Here is a 20,600-nt window from a genome sequence, read left to right as displayed (position 1 = left end):
ACTCGTGGCGGGTCGCCCCGAACACCGCCCTGACCAGTGGGGTCACGAACGGCTCGTCACGATGCACACCGGTCCCCCGAAGCCCCCTCACGGCTTCGGGGGCCGGTGCTTTCTGTTCCTCGACCGATGGTCGAGGTCAGGGATTGCGTCGGTCTTCGAGGTACTGCGTGTGCGTGCGTTGGCGCATCGCCTCCGCGTCCTGGAGGGCGGCCGCGATCTCGGCGGCCTCGCCGTGCAGCGCGGTCAACTGGCGTTCGAGATGGCGCTCCGGCGGCTCGGAACCCGGCGTGACCCGGGTCCACCAACGCGTCCGTACGAAGGTGTCCACCGCCTCCGGGATGTCCTGGCGCACCGCCCGGGCCAGCACGTGCAGATGCTCCGGATCGCTCACCCAGCCCGGCGCGAGCAGCGCCTCGACCAGGGCGTCCAGCTCGGTGAGACGGCCGGCCGCGGCGGGCGGCAGCTCGACCTCCGCGAGATAGCCGCGAAGGGTCGCGAAGTCCGCCCGCAGGGCGTCGAGCTGCTCCGCCGCGTCAGGGAATTCCGGTGCCGAGGGCCGCTCGGGCGGGGCGATCAGCGCGCCCGCGCCGTACAGGCCCACGACGACCACGGGCCAGAGGGAGCCGGCCGCACCGGTGAAGGTGAGGGCGAGCCCGGCCAGGCCGCAGGCGCAGCCGGTCAGGTTCTTGCGGGACTCGAGGAAGGCGACTGCCTTACTGGTAGCCACGGATCTCCTCGAAGGCTCCGTCCAGCGAGCCCTTGGTGGCGTCGAAGAGCCGGCCGCCGGTCAGGGACGCGATGTGGTCGAGTTCGGTGCGGTCGGAGTCGCCGAAGAGGATCGGGAAGACCGGTGTCCGCTGCTGGGCGGGCGACTGGCCCCGGTAGAAGGAGTCGAACGCGGCGGCCGGTTCGCCGTCGGTGTTCTCGCCGTCCGTCATCAGCACGATCGAGGTGAAGGTGTCGCCGTCGGAGGCGGTCCCGAGATGCTCGTACGCCTCCTTCAAGCTGGAGTAGATCGCGGTGCCGCCGGAGGCGGAGAGCCCGCCCGCCTGGGCGCGCATGGCGTCGATGGCCGTCTGCGGGGCGGCCGGGTCGACCGTGTACGTACGGACCTCGCCCTGCTTCACCGCGGAGCCGAAGGGCATCAGGGTGACCGTCTCGCGGTCCCGGAAGTCCCCGGTCAGCTCGGCCAGCGCCGACCTGAGCCGGGTCAGCCGCTCGCCCTCCATGGAGCCGGAGGTGTCGAGGACGTAGACGGTGCGGGAGGGGCGGCGGAGCTTGTTCTCGTATGCGTCGAGGAGGCCGTCGGCGACGGACCGGCTGCCGGGGAACGGCAGTTCGCGGCGCTGGTCGGTGGTGAGCGGCGCCGCGAGCTCCACACCGGGGACCACCGGGCGGCGCAGGGTCCGGTTGGTGATCATCCGCTGGGCGCTCGGCGTGCGGAGATGGGCGGTGAGGCTCGCGGCCGCCTGCTTCGCGTCCGGGCTCGCGGAGGTGAGGAGCGTGAAGGGGTAGTCGGCGGTGACGACACCGTCGGCGGGGCGGACGACGTCAAGCTTCTCGGCCGAGTTGAGCAGCACGGACTCGTAGTTGATCAGTGCGTCGACGTCGGTGCGGCGGGACCAGGCGGTGGCCAGCCAGCCGGAGGAGCCGGACGTCAGCTTCTGGCCCCCGAAGAACTCCTTGAGCTTCGGGGTGGCTGCGGCGACGTCCTTCTCGGTGAGGGCGGACTGGGCGCCGGAGAGCCCGGAGGCGATGGAGACCAGCGCGGAGAAGCCGGAGTTGGAACGGGCCGGGTCGGTCATGCCGTAGCCGAGCTTCTTGTCGGCGACGGCCTGGTGGATCTGCGACCAGGTGACCTTCGCCGGGTCCCAGCCGAGGCCGGCCACGGCGCCCGGCCGGAGACCGAGGGCGACCGGGGAGGTCATGATCGGGGTCTCGCCGGTGATCTTCTTCGCGGTGTCGGGACGCAGCCGCAGATAGTCGTTGGAGGAGAGCCAGACCGCGTCGTACGACTTCTCCGCCGCGCCGGACGCGATCTGCTCGACGGCGTCGAGCGTGCCGGCGTAGGTGGGGCGGACCGTGACCCCGGTCGCCTTGCGCGCCTCCTCGAGAACGGGCTCCATGTCCGCCAGCTCGGACGAGGCGAGGACGCGGAGCGTGCGGGGCGGGTTCGCCTGCGTGCCGCCGTCGCCGTCGTCGCCGCCACCACCGGCGGTGCAGGCGGTGACGGCGACCATGACCGCGACGAGCGCGAGGACCAGGGCGGAGGGGCGGGTGGCGCGCCGAGCGCCCGTGCGGGCGGTCACGTCGTCGGTGGGGGTGGTGGCCGGTGTCGGTCTGCCGGACCCCGGTGCGGAGGATGTCATTCCAGGCCGCCTTCCAGCGCGCTCTTACGGCGGGTGCGGTCCAGGTAGGCGCTCGCCGTCCGGAGTTCGGAGGTCAGGGACTCGACCGTCGCCGCCATCGACTCCGTCGCCTGGACCTTGTACGTGTCGATCGCGTCGAGCGTCCGGTAGATCTGCTGGAACGCCGTGCGCAGCGTCTCCGCGCCCACGGCCGGGTCCGCCGCGATGCGCTGGATCTCGCCGCTCTGGGTCGCCAGCATCTCCGCGTTGCCGCGGATCAGGTCCTCCGTCGTCGACCGCAGGACGTTCACCTGCTCGACCACCTTGCGCTGGCTCTCCAGCGCGGAGGAGAGCATCACCGCGATCCGCAGCGCCGAGACGGTCGTCGTGGCCGCCCGGTCGACGCCCTTGATCAGCTCGTCGTTGTTGCGGCGGACGACGTCCATCGCCAGGTATCCCTGGGCGCAGACGGCGAGTTGGGTCAGCAGGTCCTGGTGCTTCTGGCGGACCGGGAAGAGGACGTCGGAGCGCAAGGCGTCCGCCGCCGACGGGTCCGCCGTCAGCGCGATGCGCTCCTCCACGGCCGCGTCGAGCGCCTCGGTGAGGACCGCGTACTCCTGCAGCTTGCCCATGGTCTCCCAGAGCCTGGCCCGCTCGGTCTGCAGCGCCGCGTTGTCCCGGCGCAGCTCGTCCTGGCCTCCGCGCAGCGACCCCACGATCCGGTTCAGCGTGCCCTGGGAGGAGGCGTACTTGGCGACGTGGTCGCGCAGCTTGTTGCCGCCCGGCAGCTTGGACAGGAGCCGCCGGGCACCCCTGCCGGGCGTGTCGCGCGGGTCGAGGTCCTCGACCGTGCGACGCAGCGCCACCAGGGAGGAGCCGACCCGCGACTGGGCGTCGCCGCCGCCGTCGGCCAGCGAGCGGACCGTACGGTCGAGCATCCGGTTCGACTGCGCCGCCGCGCTGCGCATCTCGCCGGCCCCGAGCGCGGCGATCTCCCCGATGCGGCCCGCGAACTCGGGCGAGCGGGTGTCGAGCCCGGCGAGCGAGCCGACGTACTCGACCGCCCTGCGGGCCATCTCGGTGCGGACGGACTCGTCGAGCGGGACGAGGCCGGAGGCCTGTTCGGTACGGACCGGGGCGACCGGCTCCGGCGGGGTGAGGATCAACGGGGCTTCGGGCGTGGTCATGCGGGGTCCCCCTGGGTACGGGCCCGCCGCGCCATCTCGTGCAGCACCTCGCTGGTGGGCACGGGCGCCTGGCGGACTCCGGTCATGGTCTGGTTGAGGCGGTCCTTGAGTGGCGCGGTCGCGGCCGTGAACTCGGCGGCGGCGCCCTGCGGGCGGAAGCCGTGGCCCACCGCGAGCTGACGCAACTCCGTGTCGGAGGTGAGCAGTTCGCCGAGCGCCCGGCCGTTCTCGCTGAGCGGTACGACCGTGTGGTCGCTGATCACCGTGGTGTCCGGATACAGCACCACCAGGTCTCCCAGGTCCTGCTCGGCGAGGAGCGGGGAGGCGACCTGGGACTCGTACACGAGCACCAGCTGATTGCCGACACCGCTGATGAAGTCGCGGAACGGGGCGTCCGAGCCGGACTGCTGGGCGCCCTGCACCTGGATCAGCTTGCGCAGCAGCGGCGCCGTACGCTCCACGGCCGCCTTGTCGCCCGCCACCTTGCCGCCGTCGGCGACATAGCTCGCCGCTGCCAGGTAGAGCGCGCCGGAGTTGGAGGCGACCGGGTCGGTCGACGTGATGAAGACCGTGCCGCTCAACTCCGGATGTCCGGCAGCGCCCTTGAGCTGCTGCCAGGTCCGGTCCGCCTTCGCGGCCTCCAGGTACGGGCCCATGCGCAGGGTGCCCGTGCGGCCCCCGGCGCCCAGGGCGACCAGGCCGTTGTCGGCGAGGACCTTGGCGGCGGAGCTGTGGGCGACGACCACGAGCGGCGAGTAGAAGGGGCGCAGCACGGCGCCCTTCACCTTCGTCCGGGCCCGCAACTCGTCGGCCGGCGCCTTGGACGACGGGAACGCGAAGTCATAGCCGTCGAGCGGCAGTTGCTCCATGTCCCAGGACCCGGAGGTCTCCGCCTTCACGGTGAAGCCCTTGTCGGCCAGGGCCTTCACCACCTTGGGATCGGCGAAGAACTCCGCCTTCTCCGATCCGATCACTCCTCGCACGGTCTTCGTTGCCGTGCCCTTGTCCTTGTCGCCGCCTGCCACGAGGGCGGCGGCCACACCGCCCAGGAGCAGGACGGCGAGGACGATTCCCAGGATGCGTCTCACGGGAGCAGGTTGCTCGCGGAAGCCCACATTCCAGGGGGAGTTGGGTGGACGGCGGGTGAAGGACCGATCCCGGTACCGAACCGGAGCGCCGTGTACCGTGCTCGCCTCCGGGGCGAGGGCCCGGTCGAGCGGGGCGACGGCCGTCGGGGTGTCCGGGGCTGGGTGGCACCCGGGCAGCGCGCCTCCCCGGCACGCGGCCCGGGGCCGTCAGGGGGCGCTGACCAGCTCGGGCGAGGTCAGCGCCGCAGTGTGCGCGTCCATGCGCTCGGCGGCGAGGATCGCGACGGCCGTGTCGGCCCGGGAGGCGGCGACGACCAGGGCGCGACCCGCGAGGGCGTGGGCGCGCCGGTGCAGCGACTGGGGGTTCGAGCCGCTCAGCCCCGCATGGCGGGCCGGCGGCGCGCCGCGCAGCCGCGCCACCTGCCGGGCGATGAGCTCTCCGGCCGCCGCGTCGCCCAGCTCGTCCGTGACGGCGAGCAGCGCGGCGAGGTGCCCGGCGAGCTGAATGTCCAGCTCTTCCTCGCGGGAACGGTGCGGGTATGCGTCCTGGTCGTCGTCGGCCATCCGGTGGACCGACTTCGTGCGGATCGGTTCGTACATGGGGACGGCCTCCTGCGGTAGCTCTGCAGCCATCCTAGCTTAGATTCAATCTAAAGTTGAGTGCGGTCCGATGTGGGTGGGGCTACGGCTGGCTGTACCCGTCCAGGAACCGCCCGATCCGCGTCACCGCGTCCGCCAGGTCCGTGGCCGTGGGGAGCGTGACGATCCGGAAGTGGTCGGGCTCGTGCCAGTTGAAGCCGGTGCCGTGCACCACCATGATCTTCTCGGCCCGCAACAGGTCGAGGACCATCTGCCGGTCGTCCTTGATCTTGTAGACGTTCGGGTCGAGCCGCGGGAAGAGGTACAGGGCGCCCTTCGGCTTCACGCAGGTCACGCCCGGGATCTGCGTGAGCAGCTCGTACGCCGTGTCGCGCTGCTCGAGCAGCCGGCCGCCGGGCAGGACCAGGTCCTCGATCGACTGCCGGCCCTGGAGGGCGGCGGCCACCGCGTGCTGCGCGGGCATGTTGGCGCACAGTCGCATGTTGGCGAGGATCGTCAGCCCCTCGATGTACGAGGTGGCGTGGGCCTTGGGGCCGCAGACCGCGAGCCAGCCGGAGCGGAAGCCGGCGACCCGGTAGTTCTTGCTCATCCCGTTGAAGGTGAGGACGAGCAGGTCGGGCGCGATGGCAGCGGTGGGGGTGTGCGTGGTGCCGTCGTAGAGGATCTTGTCGTAGATCTCGTCGGAACAGACGACCAGGTTGTGGCGGCGGGCGATCTCGGTGAGGGAGCGGAGCATCTCGTCGTCGTAGACGGCGCCCGTGGGATTGTTCGGGTTGATGATCACGATCGCCTTGGTGCGATCGGTGATCTTCCGCTCGATGTCGGCGAGGTCCGGCATCCAGTCCGCCTGCTCGTCGCAGCGGTAGTGCACGGCCGTACCGCCGGCCAGGGAGACCGAGGCGGTCCACAGCGGATAGTCCGGGGCGGGGACCAGCACCTCGTCGCCGTCGTCGAGCAGCGCCTGCATCGACATCTGGATCAGCTCGGAGACGCCGTTGCCGAGGTAGATGTCCTCGACGGAGAGCGGAATGCCCTTGGTCTCGTAGTGGCTCATCACCGCGCGGCGGGCGGAGAGCAGCCCCTTCGCGTCGCCGTAGCCATGGGCGTCGGCGAGATTGCGCAGGACGTCCTCGAGGATCGCCGGGGGGCACTCGAAGCCGAAGGCGGCCGGGTTTCCGGTGTTGAGCTTGAGGATGCGATGACCCGCAGCCTCAAGCCGCATCGCCTCTTCGAGCACCGGACCCCGGATTTCGTAACAGACGTTGGCGAGCTTCGTGGACTGGATCACCTGCATGTCGAGAGCTTACGGCGGGCCGGAGCGGGGCGCCTCGTGTTTTGGGACACGTCGGGCGGAACGGAAGGCGCCACGGGGCGGTGGGAGGGGCCGGGGGCCGGGGAAGTGGGCGGTGCGCCGGGGTGCGCGCCCGCTCCGTAGAATTCGCGGCCATGAGCCGCCACCAGGACGACCGTGCCGCACGCGCCCCCGGGCGCCGCCGCCGTCATGCCACGGCCCGGCCGGCCCCCTGGGGGCGCCGGCTGCTGGCCGGGGGCGGCGTCGTCGGCCTCGGACTGCTGGTCGCGGTCGTCTCCGGAGCGTTCCGGTCCGGGCAGACCGGCGGAGCGCCGACGGGTGACGACGGGCGCCCGGGGTTGCCGGCGCTGATCCAGGCCGATCCGGCGGAGGGCGACGCGGAGGCCGGTGCCACCGGCACACCGGCACCGTCCGCGGCGAAGCCGTCCGGGTCCGCGTCGGCTGAGGCCCCGGCCCGTCCGAGTGCCTCCGGAACGGCGACCGCGCAGGCCACCGCGACGGACGGCGCCACCGACGGTTCGTCCGGCGGTTCCACGACCGACAAGCCCGGGAAGTCGGGCTCCGCCCCCGGGCAGCAGAAGCGGACGCAGTGAGGCAGGCGGTCGTGTCGCGGTGGAGCGGCCTGTGGAATGCCTCCGGGTGCCGTTGGCTGGGCGCCTTCGGATCGCTCGCTGTCGCGGTGGGCGGCTACACGGCCGGAACGCTTCCCGTGCGCGAGCCGTGGGGGCTGTGGGCCTCGCGCGGATCGGCGTCGGCTCTGGCCGGTGCCCTCCTCGCGTACCTGGGTCTGTCCCTGCTCGTGGCGGCCTGGTGGCGGTACGGGGTGCTGCTGGCGCGCGGGGTCCGGGCCGCGCGGGACGGGGTGATCGGCACGCTGGCGTGGTGGACGGCGCCGCTGGTGCTCGCGCCGCCGCTGTACAGCGCCGACGTGTACAGCTACATCGCGCAGGGCGCCATGGTCCTGGAGGGGCACGACGTGTACGGGGGCGGGCCGTCGGTCCTCGGCCCCGGCGACCTCGGGGCGGACGCGGCGGCGAGCGTCGGCGGGCACTGGACCGACACCCCCGCTCCGTACGGGCCGGTCTTCCTCGTCCTCGCGCAGGCCGTGGTGAAGGTGACCGGCGGGGAGATCGTGCCCGCCGTGTTCGGGATGCGGCTGATCGCTCTCGGCGCGCTCGCGTTGATTGTCCGGGCCGTCAGGGGGCTGGGGGGCGGCAGTGGCGCCCTCTGGCTCGCCGCGCTCAATCCGCTGCTGCTCATTCACGTCGTCGGCGGGATGCACAACGACGGGCTCATGGCCGGGCTCATGCTGAGCGGCGTCGTGCTCGCGGTGCGGGGGCGGTGGGTGCTCGGCTGCGTCCTCGTCGGGCTCGCGATGATGATCAAGTCGCCCGCGGCGGTCGCGCTGCTCTTCATCGGGGTGATGGTCGCGCGGCGGGACGGTGGCGTACGGGGTGTGGTGAAGGGGCTCGCTCTGCCGGGCCTGGTAGCGGGCGCGGTGGCCGCGGTGGCCACGGTGGTGGCCGGAACGGGGTTCGGCTGGCTGCGGACGCAGGGCGTCGCCGGAGCCATCCACACCGCGCTGTCGGTCACGAGCGACGTGGGGCTGGGGCTGGGACTCCTCCTCGCGGACGACCCCGATCCGGTGAAGGACGTGGTGCAGAAGCTCGGACTTCTCGCGGCGGTGGCGATCATCCTCGCGCTCGCCTGGCGCGCGTGGAAGGGGCGGATCGAGCCCGTGCTGGGGCTCGGGCTCTCGCTGGTGGCCCTGGTGGCGCTCTCGCCGATGGTGCAGCCCTGGTACCTGCTGTGGGGTGCGGTCGTCGTCGCGGCGGTGGCGTGGGACACCCGGGCGGGACAGCTGCTCGCCGTCTTCTCGGCGGCGCTCGTGTACGAGACGGCGCCGTCGGGACACACACCGTGGTACGGGTTCGTGGCGGCCGGCGTGGTCCTCGCCCTGGGACTCGTGTGGGCACGGCGGGAGCCGTGGGCACGGCCCGCAGAGGGGATCGCGCCGTCGGTCCCGGCACGCCGGACGGCCCACGCCGACCGGGCCGACAGGCCGTCGTAGACGGGGAGGCCACCGGCGGCGCGGGGGCCACCGGGCAACGACCCGTTCGGACGGCGAAGTGACAGGCGCTCGACGGGCGGCTGCTGGATACCGTCCCGGCGGGGCACCTCGGATCGTGCTGCTCCTCCTGGGCGCGAACGTGCTCGGCGCGGGGCTCGGCGGAATCGGCCGATGACGCCGCCGCGCGCCGGACAACGTCACGTCACGGCTGCCTCCTGAGGGCGCGGCCGGCCAGGACGTCCGTACGCCTGCCGTCCTCGATCACGAACCTCCCGTCGATGAGGACGTGGGGGATGCCCACCGGGAGGGTGCGCGGGGCCTCGTACGTCGAGCCTGCCGCCACCGTCGTCGGGTCGAAGAGGACCATGTCCGCCACGTAGCCCTCGCGGATCAGGCCCCGGTCCGGGAGGCGCAGGCGGGCCGCGGGACGGGAGGTCAGGTGGGCCACGCACTCCTCGAGGGAGAGGACGCCCTCCTCGCGTACGTACGTCCCCAGGTACTCCGGGAACGTGCCGTACGCCCGCGGGTGCGGCTTGAGGCCCTGGAGGATGCCGTCCGAGCCGCCGGTGTGGACCCGGTGGCGCATGATCGTGCGGACGTTCTCCTCGTGGCCGACGTGCTGGAGGATCGTCGAGCCGAGTCGGTCGTCGATCAGCAGACGCCGGGCGGTGGTCCAGGGGGACTCCCCGCGCATCCGCGCCGACCGGTCGATCGTCCTGCCGACGAAGGAGGCGAGACCCGGTTCGCCGACCCCCGAGATCTCGATCGTGTCCCACTCGATCGGCACTCCGTGGCAGCCGTCCGAGCCGATCTCCTCCAGGTGGTGGCGGATCCGCTCCGAAGTCTCCGAGTCCTGGAGTCGCGCCAGGGTCGCCTCCGGGCCGCCCTCGCTCGCCCAGCTCGGCAGCATCGCCACGAGGGTCGTGCAGCCGGGCGTGTACGGGTAGGTGTCGAGGGTGATGTCGGAGCCCTGCTCCAGCGCCTCGTCGAGCAGGGCCAGGAGGTCCGGAGCCCTGCCCTTGTTCACGCCGAAGTTCATCGTGGCGTGCGCCAGGTGCAGCGCGCAGCCCGCGTCCCGGGTGAGGGCGACCATCTCCTCGTAAGCCTGGAGCGCACCGGCGCCGTACGAGCGGTGGTGCGGGCAGTAGTAGCCGCCGTACCCCGCCACGACCTTGCAGAGCTCGGTGAGTTCGGCGTCCTTCGCGTACATCCCGGGGGTGTACGTGAGCCCGGAGGACATGCCCACCGCGCCCTGCTCCATGCCCTCCGCGACGAGCTGCCGCATCCTGTTCAGCTCGGCGTCGGTCGCCGGGCGGTCGTCCCAGCCGACCGCGTACATCCGCACCGTGCCCTGGGGGATCAGATACGCCGCGTTCACCGCGATCCCGCGGTCCAGGCGGTCCAGGTACTCGCCGACCGTGCGCCAGTCGAAGTCGATGTCGGAACCGTCGCCGTTCCAGCCCGTGATCGACCTGCGGACCTCCGCGAGCGTGCGGTCGTCGACCGGCGCGTACGACAGCCCGTCCTGGCCCAGGACTTCGAGGGTCACGCCCTGCGCGGCCTTCGCGGTGTGCTCCGGATCGCGGAGCAGCGCGAGGTCGCTGTGGGCGTGCATGTCGATGAAGCCGGGGGACAGGGCGAGCCCCTCGGCGTCCAGGACGCGCCGGGCGGTGGGGCGCTGACAGCCCGCCGCCGCGGCCTCCTTGACGATGGCGGCGATCCGGCCGCCGTCGACGGCGACATCGGCGCGGTACGAGTCCCCACCGGAGCCGTCGATGACGTCCACGTCGCGAATGACGAGGTCCATGGTGACCGGCTCCTCTAGAAGAAGGTACGGATGTAGTCGACGACCGTGCCGTCCGCCTCGACCAGCGGGATCAGCTGCCACTTGTCGAAGGACGTGCAGGGGTGGGACAGGCCCATGCCCAGCCAGTCGCCGACCTCCAGCTCGGCGCCCTGCTCCGTCCGTACCCAGCCGTGCTGGTCGGACAGTCCGGTGACCGCGATACCGGAGGCGGGGCGGACCGCGCCCGTACGGCCGTCGCGGACCACCTGCGCCTCGGGCAGGTCCAGGTCGTACGCGGCGTCGCGCTTGCCCGCGTTGGTGAACGCCTGCTCGGGCGTCGGGCGCGAGACGACCTGGGCCCAGAGCCGGAACGCGGGCTGGAGCGTGCCCTCCTCGGGGACCCGGTTGAAGGGGGTGAGGTGCCGGTAGTGGCCGTCGTCGTGCGAGATGTACGCGCCGGAGCGCAGGAGCTTCAGTACGGGGAGGGAGAGTTCGGGGATTCCCGCGAAGACGTCGGCGACCGCGTCGAACCAGGCGCTGCCGCCCGCGCTGACGACGATCTCCTCGATCTCGGGGGAGAACCGGCCCGCCTTGTCGAAGTCGGCGGCGAGGGAGACGAGGCGGTTCAGCCAGTCGTGCACCCGCTCGGGCGTGGCCTGCGGCACCTCGCCCTCGTAGCCGGCGACGCCGACCAGGCGCAGCGTCGTGGTCGCCGCGACGGCGTCCGCGACGGCCGTGCAGTCGGCCTCCGTACGGGCCCCGGTACGGGCTCCCTCGCCGGCGCCGAGCTCGACGACGACGTCCACGGGGCGGCGGGCGCCGGCCTCGGTGAGCGCCGCGTCCATCAGCTCGACCCCGCGCACGGAGTCGACGTAACAGACGAAGCGGAAGTCGGGGTCCGCGTCGAGCTCGGAGGCCAGCCAGCGCAGGGCGGGCGCGTCGACGAGCTCGTTGGCGAGGAAGATCCTCGCGATGCCGTGCGCGCGGTAGACGCGGACCTGGTGCGGGACGGCGGCGGTGATGCCCCAGGCGCCGTGCTCCAGCTGGCGGTCGAAGAGCTGCGGCGCCATCGAGGTCTTGCCGTGCGGGGCGAAGGCGAGGCCATGGCGGTCGGCGTAGATCTCCAGGAGGCGCAGATTGTGCTCGACGGACTCTGCGGAGAGGGCGAGGACGGGGGTGGTGAAGCCGCCGGTGAACAGATTGCGGCGCTGGGCGGCCAGCTCGCCGACGGTCAGGCCCTCGGCGTCCGGGGGCAGGGCCTTGAAGCGGTGGTCGACACGCTCGTTGGCCAGCTGAGGGGTGGGCCGGTCGGCGGGCATGGGTCCTCCTCGTCGAGGTCGTTGCATCATGTGCAACTGTCATTGCGCATATCGCTTGATGCTGTCTAACATCCGGGCCAACGCCGGGTCAATGGACCCGCATGACCGACGAGGAGTCCGCACGTGACCGGAGCCCCGCCCGTGGACGCGCCTCCCGTGGACGTCGTCTGCCTCGGCGAGTCCATGGTCACCTTTCTGCCCTCCCGGCCGGGCCGCCTCGCCGACGCCCCCTCGTTCGCCCGCACCATCGGCGGCGCCGAGTCCAACGTGGCGTGCGCGCTGGCCGCGGCGGGGCACCGGGCGAAATGGGTCAGCCGGCTGGGCCGCGACGGCTTCGGAGACCACCTCGTGGAGACGATCGCCGCGTACGGCGTCGACGTCTCCGCCGTGGGCCGGGACGCCGACCGGCCGACCGGCATCTACTTCCGTACCGCCACGGACCGCGCGACCGCCGGGCACGAGGTCGCGTACTACCGGGCCGGATCGGCGGCGTCGGCGATGTCACCGACGACCGTGCCCTACGACTCCGTCGCGGACGGGCGGGTGCTCCACCTCTCCGGGATCACCGCCGCCCTGTCGGACGACTGCCTGGCGCTGACGCGTTCACTGACCGCGCCGCGGGCGGGTCGGCCGCTGGTGTCGTTCGACGTGAACTTCCGGGCAGGGCTGTGGCGCGACGCGGCCGCGGGCGGACACGTGCTGCTGGAGCTTGCGCGGGGCGCCGACGTGGTGTTCGTGGGGGAGGACGAGGCGGAGGAGGCGTGGGGCGTGTGCGGGGCGGCTGCTGTGCGGGCCGAGCTGCCGGAGCCGGGGGTTCTCGTGGTGAAGCGGGGCGCTGCGGGTGCGGTCGTCTTCGAGCGCTGCGCCGGCTCTTCCCCCACCCCTGGACAGGACCTCGTCACCACCGTCCCCGCCCCCACCGTCGACGTCGTCGCCCCCGTCGGTGCCGGTGACGCCTTCGCCGCCGGGTTCCTCTCCGCCACCCTCCGCGGGCTCGACGCCACCGCCCGGATCAGGCACGGCCACCTCATGGCCGCCGCCGCGCTCACCGTTCCCGGCGATCTGGGCGCCCCTGCCCGCACCGCACACGCCGACCGGCTCGTCGCCCTCGACGACGAGGGCTGGGGGAGACTTCACCTCGGCCCCGGCTGGACGGGGGACGACCAGGAGGTACGTACGTCATGAGCCAGACCGTCGACCGCGCGCTGAGCATCCTGCCGCTGCTCGCCCAGGGCCCCGCCGACCTCGGGCAGGTCGCCGACCGGCTCGGCGTGCACAAGTCCACCGCGCTCCGGCTGCTGCGCACCCTGCACGAGCACGGGCTCGTCTACCGCCAGCAGGACCAGCGCTACCGCCTCGGCGCCCGCCTCTTCGCCCTCGCCCAGGAAGCCGTCGAGAACCTCGACATCCGCGAGATCGCCCACCCCCACCTCACCGCGCTCAACGAGCAGATCGGACACACCGTCCACCTCGCGGTCCACGAGGAGGGCGAGGTGCTCTACATCGACAAGGTCGAGAGCCGCTACCCGGTCCGGATGTACTCCCGAATCGGCAAGCCCGTCGCGATCACCGTCGCCGCCGTCGCCAAGCTGCTGCTCGCCGACCTGCCCGAGCCCGAGCGGCGCGCCATCGCCGCCAAGCTCGACTACCCCATGTACACGCCCCGTTCGATCCCCAGCGCCGCCGCCTTCCTCAAGGAGCTGGCGACCGTACGCGAACAGGGCTGGGCCACCGACCTCGGTGGCCACGAGGAGTCCATCAACTGCATCGGTGCCCCCATCCGCGGCGCCGACGGCCGCGTCGTCGCCGCCATGTCGGTCTCGGCACCCAATGTGGTCGTGACCGCCGAGGAACTCCTCACCCTGCTCCCGCTGGTGCGCCGCACCGCCGACGCCATCAGCCGGGACTACTCAGGCAACACCCCTACCAAGGACCGGACATGACCGAGAAGATCGCCCTCACCCCCGCCACCCACACCGCCCCGCCCGCGAAGTTCTCGCACGGCGTCAAGAAGGGCAACATCCTCCAGGTCGCCGGTCAGGTCGGCTTCCTCCCCGCCGTCGAGGGCCAGGCGCCCACCCCGGCCGGCCCGACGCTGCGCGAGCAGACCCTCCAGACCTTCGCCAACGTCAAGGCGATCCTGGAGGAGGGCGGCGCGAGCTGGGACGACGTGATGATGACGCGCGTCTACCTCACCGACGTCGACCACTTCGCCGAGATGAACGAGATCTACAACGCGTACTTCGAGGAGCAGGGCCTCAAGGCGCCCGCCTCGGCACGTACGACGGTCTACGTCGGCCTCCCCAAGGGTCTCCTCATCGAGATCGACGCTCTCGCGGTCCTGGGCTGAAAGACCGGCTGAAAACCCGCCCCCGAACCTGAGCTGATTCTGCTGAAACCGCCGCTCCACGGCACGGCGTTCGTCCCCGGGACGCCGTGCCGCGCTCCCCCCTACCCACAATCGAGGTCCCCTTGCTGCTCGCCGCCGCACCCCCCGCCGCCGAGACCCCACCCCACACCGGTGGCCTTCTGCTGCTGATACCGGGCACCGCCGGACTGCTCACCGTCGCCGCCCTCGGGATCGCCCTCCTCCTCGTCCTGATCATCAAGGTCAGGCTGCAGCCGTTCGTCGCGCTGCTCGCCGTCTCGATCAGCGTCGGCCTCGCCGCGGGTCTCTCCGTCACCGAACTCTTCGGCACCGTCCAGAGGTCCGCCGCCACCTCGGTCATCGAGACCGGCATGGGCGGCATCCTCGGCCATGTCGCGATCATCGTCGGCCTCGGCACCATGCTGGGCGCGATACTCGAGGTCTCCGGCGGCGCCGAGGTGCTGAGCAGCCGGTTGCTCAACCTCTTCGGCGAGAAGCGGGCGCCGCTCGCGATGGGTCTCACCGGTCTGATCTTCGGCATCCCGGTCTTCTTCGACGTCGGCATCTTCGTCCTCGCGCCGATCGTCTACGCGGCCGCCAAGCGGTCCGGAAAATCGATTCTGCTCTACTGCATGCCGCTCCTCGCGGGTCTCTCCATGACCCACGCCTTCCTGCCGCCGCACCCCGGTCCCGTCGCCGCCGCCGGACTGCTGCACGTCTCGCTCGGCTGGGTCATCCTCATGGGCATCGTCGTCGGCATCCCCGCCGTCCTCGCCGCCTGGGCCTACGCCTCCTGGATCGGCAAGCGCATCTTCGTCGAGGTCCCCCAGGACATGGTCGAGGCCGCGGAGGACGCCAAGGCGCAGGTCGCCGCCGAACGCAAGGGCGGTGCCTCCGAGGCGCCCGTCTCCCTCGCCACCGTGCTCCTCATCATCGGTACGCCGCTGGTCCTCATCCTCGCCGCGACGTTCTCCTCCATCGCCCTGGACGAGTCGACCGCCCGCTCCGTGATCGAGTTCTTCGGCAACCCGTTCGTCGCCCTGACGATCGCGCTGTTCCTCGCGTACTACCTGCTCGGCATCCGGCGCGGCTGGTCCCGCAAGTCCCTGGAGCAGGTGTCCACGTCCTCGCTGAAGCCGGTCGGCAACATCCTGCTCGTGGTCGGCGCCGGCGGTGTCTTCGGCGCGATCCTGAAGGCGAGCGGAGTCGCCCAGGCGCTCTCCGACACCTTCAACGACGTCGGTCTGCCGGTGATCGTCCTCGCCTACCTGATATCGCTCGTCCTGCGGGTCGCGCAGGGTTCGGCGACCGTCGCCATCGTCACCACGGCCGGCATCGTCCTGCCCCTGGTCGAGGGCGGCGACCACTCGCAGGCGTTCCTCGCCCTGGTCATCATGGCGATCTCGGCAGGCTCGATCTTCGCCTCGCACGTCAACGACGGCGGCTTCTGGATCGTGAGCAAGTACTTCGGCATCTCCGAGCGCGACACCCTGAAGTCCTGGACCGTCCTGGAGTCGGTGCTCTCGCTGGCCGGCTTCGGGGTCGCGGCCGCCCTGAGCCTGGTGGTGTAGGGCCCGGCCACGTGCCCGGGGCCGTACGCCCCGGTCGTCGAGCAGGGGCGCCCCGGAATCCCGGGGCGCCCCTGTCCGTATGTCAGGCGCTGCAGTACTGAGCCTCCTTGCCGATGGATCGGTACATGCAGTCGGCCTGTTCCAGAAGCTGGAGGACGGCGTCCTTGTTGCGGCTGGTCTCGCGCTCGATCACCTCGTCGGGCGGGTAGAAGCCGCCGTTCCAGGACGAGGCCGGATACATCTCGAAGGTGTATCCGAAGATCTTCTGCGAGCCCCAGAGGTAGTCGTCGATCGACCCGTCCGTGATGTAGAGATCGCTCGACTGCTCGGCCGTGTAGCCGTTGCTCGCAGCCATCTTCTGGCCGACGGCCGCGAACGCGTCACGGTCGTCCTGGGTCATGCCCGGCGCGGTGTTCGCGGTGGTCCAGCCGAACGGCCAGAGCACCAGCTCGCTGTACGTGTGGAAGTCGATCGCGGCCCTGACCTGCTGCTTGCCGCCCACCACACGGGAGCGGACGAAGTCGGCGACGACCTTCACCTCGGGCGCGGACTCGGGGGCCGTGCCCCGGTACGTCTCGGAGCTCTTGCTGCCCGAGGAGCCGCCGCAGCAGCCCCACTTGTAGTCCCAGTTGCGGTTCATGTCCGTGCCGACATAGCTGGAACCGGAGTTGGGCTGCCGGTTCTTGCGCCAGCTGCGGTAGGAGCCGGAGGCGATGTCGTACTCGCCGCCGTCCGGATTGAGGTCCGGCACGATCCAGATCTCGCGGCTGTTGACCACGTTGGTGATCCGGGAGTCCGTGCCGTAGCCCGCTCCCAGCTCGCGCAGCAGATAGAGCGCCATCTCGACGGTCAGGTGCTCGCGGGCGTGCTGGTGGTGGGTGAAGAGGACCTCGGGCTCGGCCTCGTCCGTACCGACGTTGTCGCTGATCTTGATGGCGACGATGTCGCGGCCCTGGTACGTCTTGCCGATGACCCGCTTGTTCATGATGTTCGGGTACTGGGCGAGGCGCTGGTCGATCTCCGCGTTCATCTCGGCGAAGTTGTGGTACTTCGAGTCGGCGGACGGGAAGTCGAAGGGCTTGACCGCCAGGCCCTTGACCGAGCGGTCGGGCGGGGCCGGCAGCGCCTCGGGGCGGTGGCCGAGTGCGCGGAGCTTGCGCAGCTGGGCGGCGTTGGCGCTGACGACGACGCTGTGGTCGTCGGCCTCGTCGATCGAGACGCCGGTCGCGGCGAGCGCGGTGCGTTCGGCGACGGTGGACGGGCCGTGGATCTCGTACTGGCGGATCACTTCCTCGGTGGCGGCGGTCGGTTCCGAGTCGGCTCCGGCTTGGTGGGCGCCTGCGGAGAACGGCGCCGCGAGGGCGAGCGCCAGAAGGGCCGCGAGTGTGGCGGACCTTCTTCCGCGGGTTCGAAGTCGCATGCTGTCTCCTGGGTGGGGAGTGTGGGGGTGTGCGACAGATTGGTGCGGGTGTCCGGGCATATCGTGAGGCTCTGACATGCACTGGTCAAGCAGGTACTTCGGCCATACTGTCGGCGTGGGGACGCTGATCGGTACGTACGAGGTCGAACACAAACTAGGCGAAGGCGGTATGGGCACCGTGTATCTGGCGCGCTCGCGCGGCGGACGGGCGGTCGCCGTGAAGGTGGCGCGGCCGGAACTCGCCGCCGATCCCGCCTTCCGCGAACGCTTCCGGGCCGAGGTCGCCGCCGCCCGGATGGTCGGCGGCTTCCATACCGCGCAGGTCGTGGACGCCGACCCCGACGCCGCGGCGCCCTGGCTGGCCACCGCGTACATCCCGGGCCCCACCCTCGCCGGTCTCGTCACGTCCGAAGGTCCGCTGCCCGAATCGCGACTTCGGGCGCTCGGCGCCGCGCTCGCCGAGGCCCTGGAGGCCATCCACGGCTGCGGACTGGTCCACCGCGACCTCAAGCCCGGCAACATCGTGATGGCCGCCGACGGGCCCCGCGTCCTCGACTTCGGGATCGCCCGCGCGCTGGAGTCGACGCGGCTCACGGCGACCGGGGCGGCCTTCGGCACCCCCGGCTACCTCGCCCCGGAGCAGGCCCTCGGCGAGGAGGTGACCGGCGCCGCCGACGTCTTCGCGCTCGGGGCGGTCCTCGTGGCGGCGGCCGGCGGGCGCGCGTTCGGGGACGGGACGCCGATGGGCCTCATGTACCGATCGGTGCACGAGGCTGCGGATCTGACGACCGTTCCGGCCGGACTCCGCGACCTCGTGGCCTCCTGCCTGGCGAAGGACCCTGACGACCGGCCGACACCCGGAGAAATTCTGGACGCGCTCACAGGCCTGGCGTCGCATTCCGCACCGACGGTGATCGTGGCTCCCCGCGTCCCCGCCGACATCCAGGACGCGGTGCCGCATCACGCGCGTCGGACGCCGGACGTACGGGACGCGCCCGAGATGCAGGACGCGGTGCCGCATCACGCGCGTCGGACGCCGGACGTACGGGACGCGCCCGAGATGCAGGACGCGGTGCCGCACCACGCCCTCCCCACGCAGGACGTCCAGGACCTGCGTGATGTGCGGGACGCCGTGCCCGCGCCCCCGATGCCTGCCGGGCCGCCTCCGCCACCGCCCGTGCCACCGAAGCCCTCCGGCCCGCCGTCTCCCGCGATCCCGGTGCGCTCCGACCCGCCGCCCGCGCTCATCGCCGCCGACGGGGAGTGCGGTGTCGTCGCCGACGCCGACGGAGTCGTCTTCGAGATGTTCGGCGAGGAGGCCGAGTTCGGCTGGGGCGAGATCGGATCCGTCGCGTACGAGACAGCCCGGCGCGACCGGCAGTTGCGCGTCGTCGTCACCCTTCAGGACGGCAGCTCCTACGACTGCGAGGTCAACGGCCGCGCCGCCCTCGTGACGCAGTGGGTCGCGCAGCTCGACCTCGTACTCGACCGCTACCTGGCCGGGTGAACACACGGACAGCGCCGCCGGGGGAGCGGCGGCGCTGTCCGTGGCGGAATCCCGTACTACGGGAGGTTGTGGACGTGCGGTCCGACCGCGTTGGACCAGGCGTTGCCGGCCGTCGCGTCCCAGTTGGTCGACCAGGTCATCGCACCACGCAGGTTGGGCCAGGTCTGCGAGGGCTTGAAGGAGCCGCAGTTGGTGCCGCGGGCCAGGCAGTCCAGCGCGTTCTTGACGATCGACGGGTCGACGTAGCCGCTGCCCGCGCCGCGGGTCGAGGCCGGCACGCCGAGCCCGACCTGGGAGGCGTCGAGGCCGCCCTGGAGCTGGATGCAGGCGAGCGCGGTGAGGAAGTCCACCGAGCCCTGGCTGTACACCTTGCCGTCGCAGCCGAGCATCGAACCGCTGTTGTAGTACTGCATGTTGACCACCGTGAGGATGTCCTTCACGGCGAGCGCGGTCTTGAAGTACTCGGTGCCCGTGTTCTGCATGTCGATGGTCTGCGGGGCCATCGTCAGGACCATCGACGAACCGGCCTTGGCGGAGAGCTGGCGCAGCGCCTTGGTCAGGTACGTGGAGTTGATGCCGTGCTCGAGGTCGATGTCGACCCCGTTGAAGCCGTACTCCTGCATCAGGGCGTACGCGCTGTTCGCGAAGGCGGTCGCGGAGGCGTCACTGTTGATGGTGACGTTCCCCTTCTCGCCGCCGACGGAGACGATGACCGACTTGCCGGCCGCCTTCTTGGCCGCGATGTCGGCCTTGAAGTCGGCGAGGGAGGCGTAGCCGACGGCCGGGTCGAGGTTGAAGACGATCTGGCCCGGCGTGGTGGTCGAGTCGGCGAAGGAGACGGCGATGATGTCGTACTGCGCCTGGACGTCCCGCAGCTTCTGGACGGTCGCGCCGTTGTTGAAGTTCTGCCAGTAGCCGGTCAGGGCGTGCTTGGGGACGGACGGGCCGGGGCCCGGGTTGGTGGTGCCGGTCCGGGCCGAGACGGCGGTGGACTTGGCGGACTCGCCCGCCGCGTTGGTCGCGGAGACCTGGAACTGGTACGTGGTGTTGGCGGCGAGGCCCGTCACGGTGGCCGAGGTGCTGGAGACCGTCTGTGCCAGGGCGCCGTCCCTGTACACCTTGTAGCCGGTGGCGCCGGAGACGGCGTTCCAGCTCAGGGCGACCGAGGACGAGGTGACCGTGCCCGCGGCGAGGCCCGCCGGGGTCGACGGGACGACCGGGTCGGGGTCGGTGCCGCCGCCACCGTCGGGGCCGAAGACGGAGACGTCGTCGACGAAGTAGGCGGCCTGGCCGTACCAGCCGTGGGTGTAGACGGTGACCGAGGTGGTGTTCGCGCCGGTGGTGAAGCTGGTGGTCAGCTGCTTCCAGGAGGGGCTGTCGGGGGTCCAGGTGGAGACGTCCGTGGTCCCGGTGCCGGTCGCGCCGAGGTAGGCGTACCCGCCCTGCACCCAGGCGCTCAGGGTGTACGTCGAGTTGGGCTTGACGGTGACGACCTGGCTGCACCGGGCGTTGTCCTGGCCGGCCGGGGTCGCCTTGAGGGCGCCGGCCCCCGTCCGTACGGGCGAGGAGACCGCCGAGCCGCTGCCCGCGGAACAGTTCCAGTTGGCGGTACCGGACTCGAAGCCCGCGTTCTTGGCCACGTTGACGTCCGCGGCCTGGGCGGTGCCGGCGCCGCCGACGAGGACGAGCCCGGAACCGACGGCCAGCGCTAGCGCGCCGCCGATCCATCTGCGGGAGCGTGTGGTGGTGCGGTCCACTTGCTGCCTCCGGAGGGGGAGTTGGGGGTGTGGAGGGGTCGGAACGGTGGCCACCGCTGAGGGAACAAGCTGGTCCAGACCAATCGAGTTGTCAAGACCTCTGGAAGGTGCGGGAGTTGGTCGGCGGGGTCCGCGTGTGGGCCCTGGGGCCCATGGCCGGCCGCGTCCGGGCCCACGTCAAGGCCCCGCGCAAGGGCCGTGCGGGCCCAGAAATCTCCTGGCGCTTGGCGGATTGTGTGTTCACCGGACCACGGTCCGTGGATAAG

17 protein-coding genes are annotated in these 20,600 nt (G+C 71.7%); 7 read left to right on the top strand and 10 right to left on the bottom strand.

The window, feature by feature from the left end:
• Positions 1 to 136 precede the first annotated feature (136 nt).
• From ACZ561_RS15350 to ACZ561_RS15325, 6 genes are all read right to left on the bottom strand, one after another.
• Complete coding sequence (locus ACZ561_RS15350; RefSeq protein WP_470994568.1) at positions 137 to 727, bottom strand: hypothetical protein; 591 nt, start codon at positions 725 to 727, stop codon at positions 137 to 139.
• A complete protein-coding gene (locus ACZ561_RS15345) occupies positions 714 to 2,369 on the bottom strand; it encodes a substrate-binding and vWA domain-containing protein (RefSeq protein WP_470994565.1) in 1,656 nt (551 codons plus the stop codon). The genes ACZ561_RS15350 and ACZ561_RS15345 overlap by 14 nt, the downstream gene beginning before the upstream one ends.
• Complete coding sequence (locus ACZ561_RS15340; protein ID WP_470994562.1) at positions 2,366 to 3,535, bottom strand: toxic anion resistance protein; 1,170 nt, start codon at positions 3,533 to 3,535, stop codon at positions 2,366 to 2,368. Before ACZ561_RS15340 ends, ACZ561_RS15345 begins: the two co-directional genes overlap by 4 nt.
• Complete coding sequence (locus ACZ561_RS15335) at positions 3,532 to 4,650, bottom strand: hypothetical protein (protein WP_470994560.1); 1,119 nt, start codon at positions 4,648 to 4,650, stop codon at positions 3,532 to 3,534. The genes ACZ561_RS15340 and ACZ561_RS15335 overlap by 4 nt, the downstream gene beginning before the upstream one ends.
• Positions 4,651 to 4,830: 180 nt before the next feature.
• The gene (locus ACZ561_RS15330; protein WP_470994557.1) at positions 4,831 to 5,223 is read right to left on the bottom strand and encodes an SCO4983 family protein; all 393 of its coding nucleotides are present in this window, start codon (positions 5,221 to 5,223) and stop codon (positions 4,831 to 4,833) included.
• A gap of 82 nt (positions 5,224 to 5,305) precedes the next feature.
• Positions 5,306 to 6,517 carry a pyridoxal phosphate-dependent aminotransferase gene (locus ACZ561_RS15325; RefSeq protein WP_470994555.1) on the bottom strand — a complete coding sequence of 404 codons (1,212 nt, stop codon included), beginning with the start codon at positions 6,515 to 6,517 and terminating at the stop codon, positions 5,306 to 5,308.
• A gap of 152 nt (positions 6,518 to 6,669) precedes the next feature.
• Between ACZ561_RS15325 and ACZ561_RS15320 the strand changes: the two genes are divergently transcribed.
• Together ACZ561_RS15320 and mptB are read left to right on the top strand one after the other, a co-directional pair.
• Complete coding sequence (locus ACZ561_RS15320) at positions 6,670 to 7,128, top strand: hypothetical protein (RefSeq protein ID WP_470994552.1); 459 nt, start codon at positions 6,670 to 6,672, stop codon at positions 7,126 to 7,128.
• A gap of 11 nt (positions 7,129 to 7,139) precedes the next feature.
• Positions 7,140 to 8,606 (top strand): polyprenol phosphomannose-dependent alpha 1,6 mannosyltransferase MptB, encoded by a 1,467-nt coding sequence (gene mptB / locus ACZ561_RS15315; protein ID WP_470994550.1) that lies wholly within the window; start codon positions 7,140 to 7,142, stop codon positions 8,604 to 8,606.
• A 202-nt stretch (positions 8,607 to 8,808) separates the two neighbouring features.
• Here the strand turns inward: mptB and ACZ561_RS15310 are convergent, their stop codons facing one another.
• Entirely contained in the window at positions 8,809 to 10,413 is a 1,605-nt protein-coding gene (locus ACZ561_RS15310; protein ID WP_470994547.1) for an N-acyl-D-amino-acid deacylase family protein, read from the bottom strand.
• 14 nt (positions 10,414 to 10,427) lie between these two features.
• Positions 10,428 to 11,711: an alanine racemase gene (locus ACZ561_RS15305; protein WP_470994545.1), complete on the bottom strand. Its 1,284-nt coding sequence runs from the start codon at positions 11,709 to 11,711 to the stop codon at positions 10,428 to 10,430.
• 123 nt (positions 11,712 to 11,834) lie between these two features.
• On the opposite strand from ACZ561_RS15305, the gene ACZ561_RS15300 reads away from it, so the two are divergent.
• The 4 genes from ACZ561_RS15300 (at position 11,835) to ACZ561_RS15285 (ending at position 15,650) form a co-directional block, all read left to right on the top strand.
• Positions 11,835 to 12,896: a sugar kinase gene (locus ACZ561_RS15300; protein WP_470994542.1), complete on the top strand. Its 1,062-nt coding sequence runs from the start codon at positions 11,835 to 11,837 to the stop codon at positions 12,894 to 12,896.
• Positions 12,893 to 13,654, top strand: a complete 762-nt coding sequence (locus tag ACZ561_RS15295; RefSeq protein WP_470994539.1) for an IclR family transcriptional regulator — start codon at positions 12,893 to 12,895, stop codon at positions 13,652 to 13,654. Before ACZ561_RS15300 ends, ACZ561_RS15295 begins: the two co-directional genes overlap by 4 nt.
• Positions 13,651 to 14,061 carry a RidA family protein gene (locus ACZ561_RS15290; protein ID WP_470994536.1) on the top strand — a complete coding sequence of 137 codons (411 nt, stop codon included), beginning with the start codon at positions 13,651 to 13,653 and terminating at the stop codon, positions 14,059 to 14,061. The genes ACZ561_RS15295 and ACZ561_RS15290 overlap by 4 nt, the downstream gene beginning before the upstream one ends.
• A 122-nt stretch (positions 14,062 to 14,183) precedes the next feature.
• A complete protein-coding gene (locus tag ACZ561_RS15285) occupies positions 14,184 to 15,650 on the top strand; it encodes a GntP family permease (protein WP_470994533.1) in 1,467 nt (488 codons plus the stop codon).
• A gap of 82 nt (positions 15,651 to 15,732) precedes the next feature.
• On the opposite strand, the gene ACZ561_RS15280 is transcribed toward ACZ561_RS15285, so the two are convergent.
• Positions 15,733 to 17,070 carry a M14 family metallopeptidase gene (locus tag ACZ561_RS15280; protein WP_470994531.1) on the bottom strand — a complete coding sequence of 446 codons (1,338 nt, stop codon included), beginning with the start codon at positions 17,068 to 17,070 and terminating at the stop codon, positions 15,733 to 15,735.
• Positions 17,071 to 17,239: 169 nt separating this feature from the next.
• On the opposite strand from ACZ561_RS15280, the gene ACZ561_RS15275 reads away from it, so the two are divergent.
• On the top strand, positions 17,240 to 18,577 hold the full coding sequence (locus ACZ561_RS15275; protein WP_470994528.1) for a serine/threonine-protein kinase: 1,338 nt from the start codon (positions 17,240 to 17,242) through the stop codon (positions 18,575 to 18,577).
• Between the two features lie 56 nt (positions 18,578 to 18,633).
• On the opposite strand, the gene ACZ561_RS15270 is transcribed toward ACZ561_RS15275, so the two are convergent.
• Positions 18,634 to 20,334 (bottom strand): chitinase, encoded by a 1,701-nt coding sequence (locus ACZ561_RS15270; RefSeq protein WP_470994525.1) that lies wholly within the window; start codon positions 20,332 to 20,334, stop codon positions 18,634 to 18,636.
• Positions 20,335 to 20,600 lie beyond the last annotated feature (266 nt).

The sequence above is a fragment of the Streptomyces sp. NPDC039609 genome, assembly GCF_055596705.1.
This window is presented reverse-complemented; position numbering and strand designations above follow the sequence as displayed.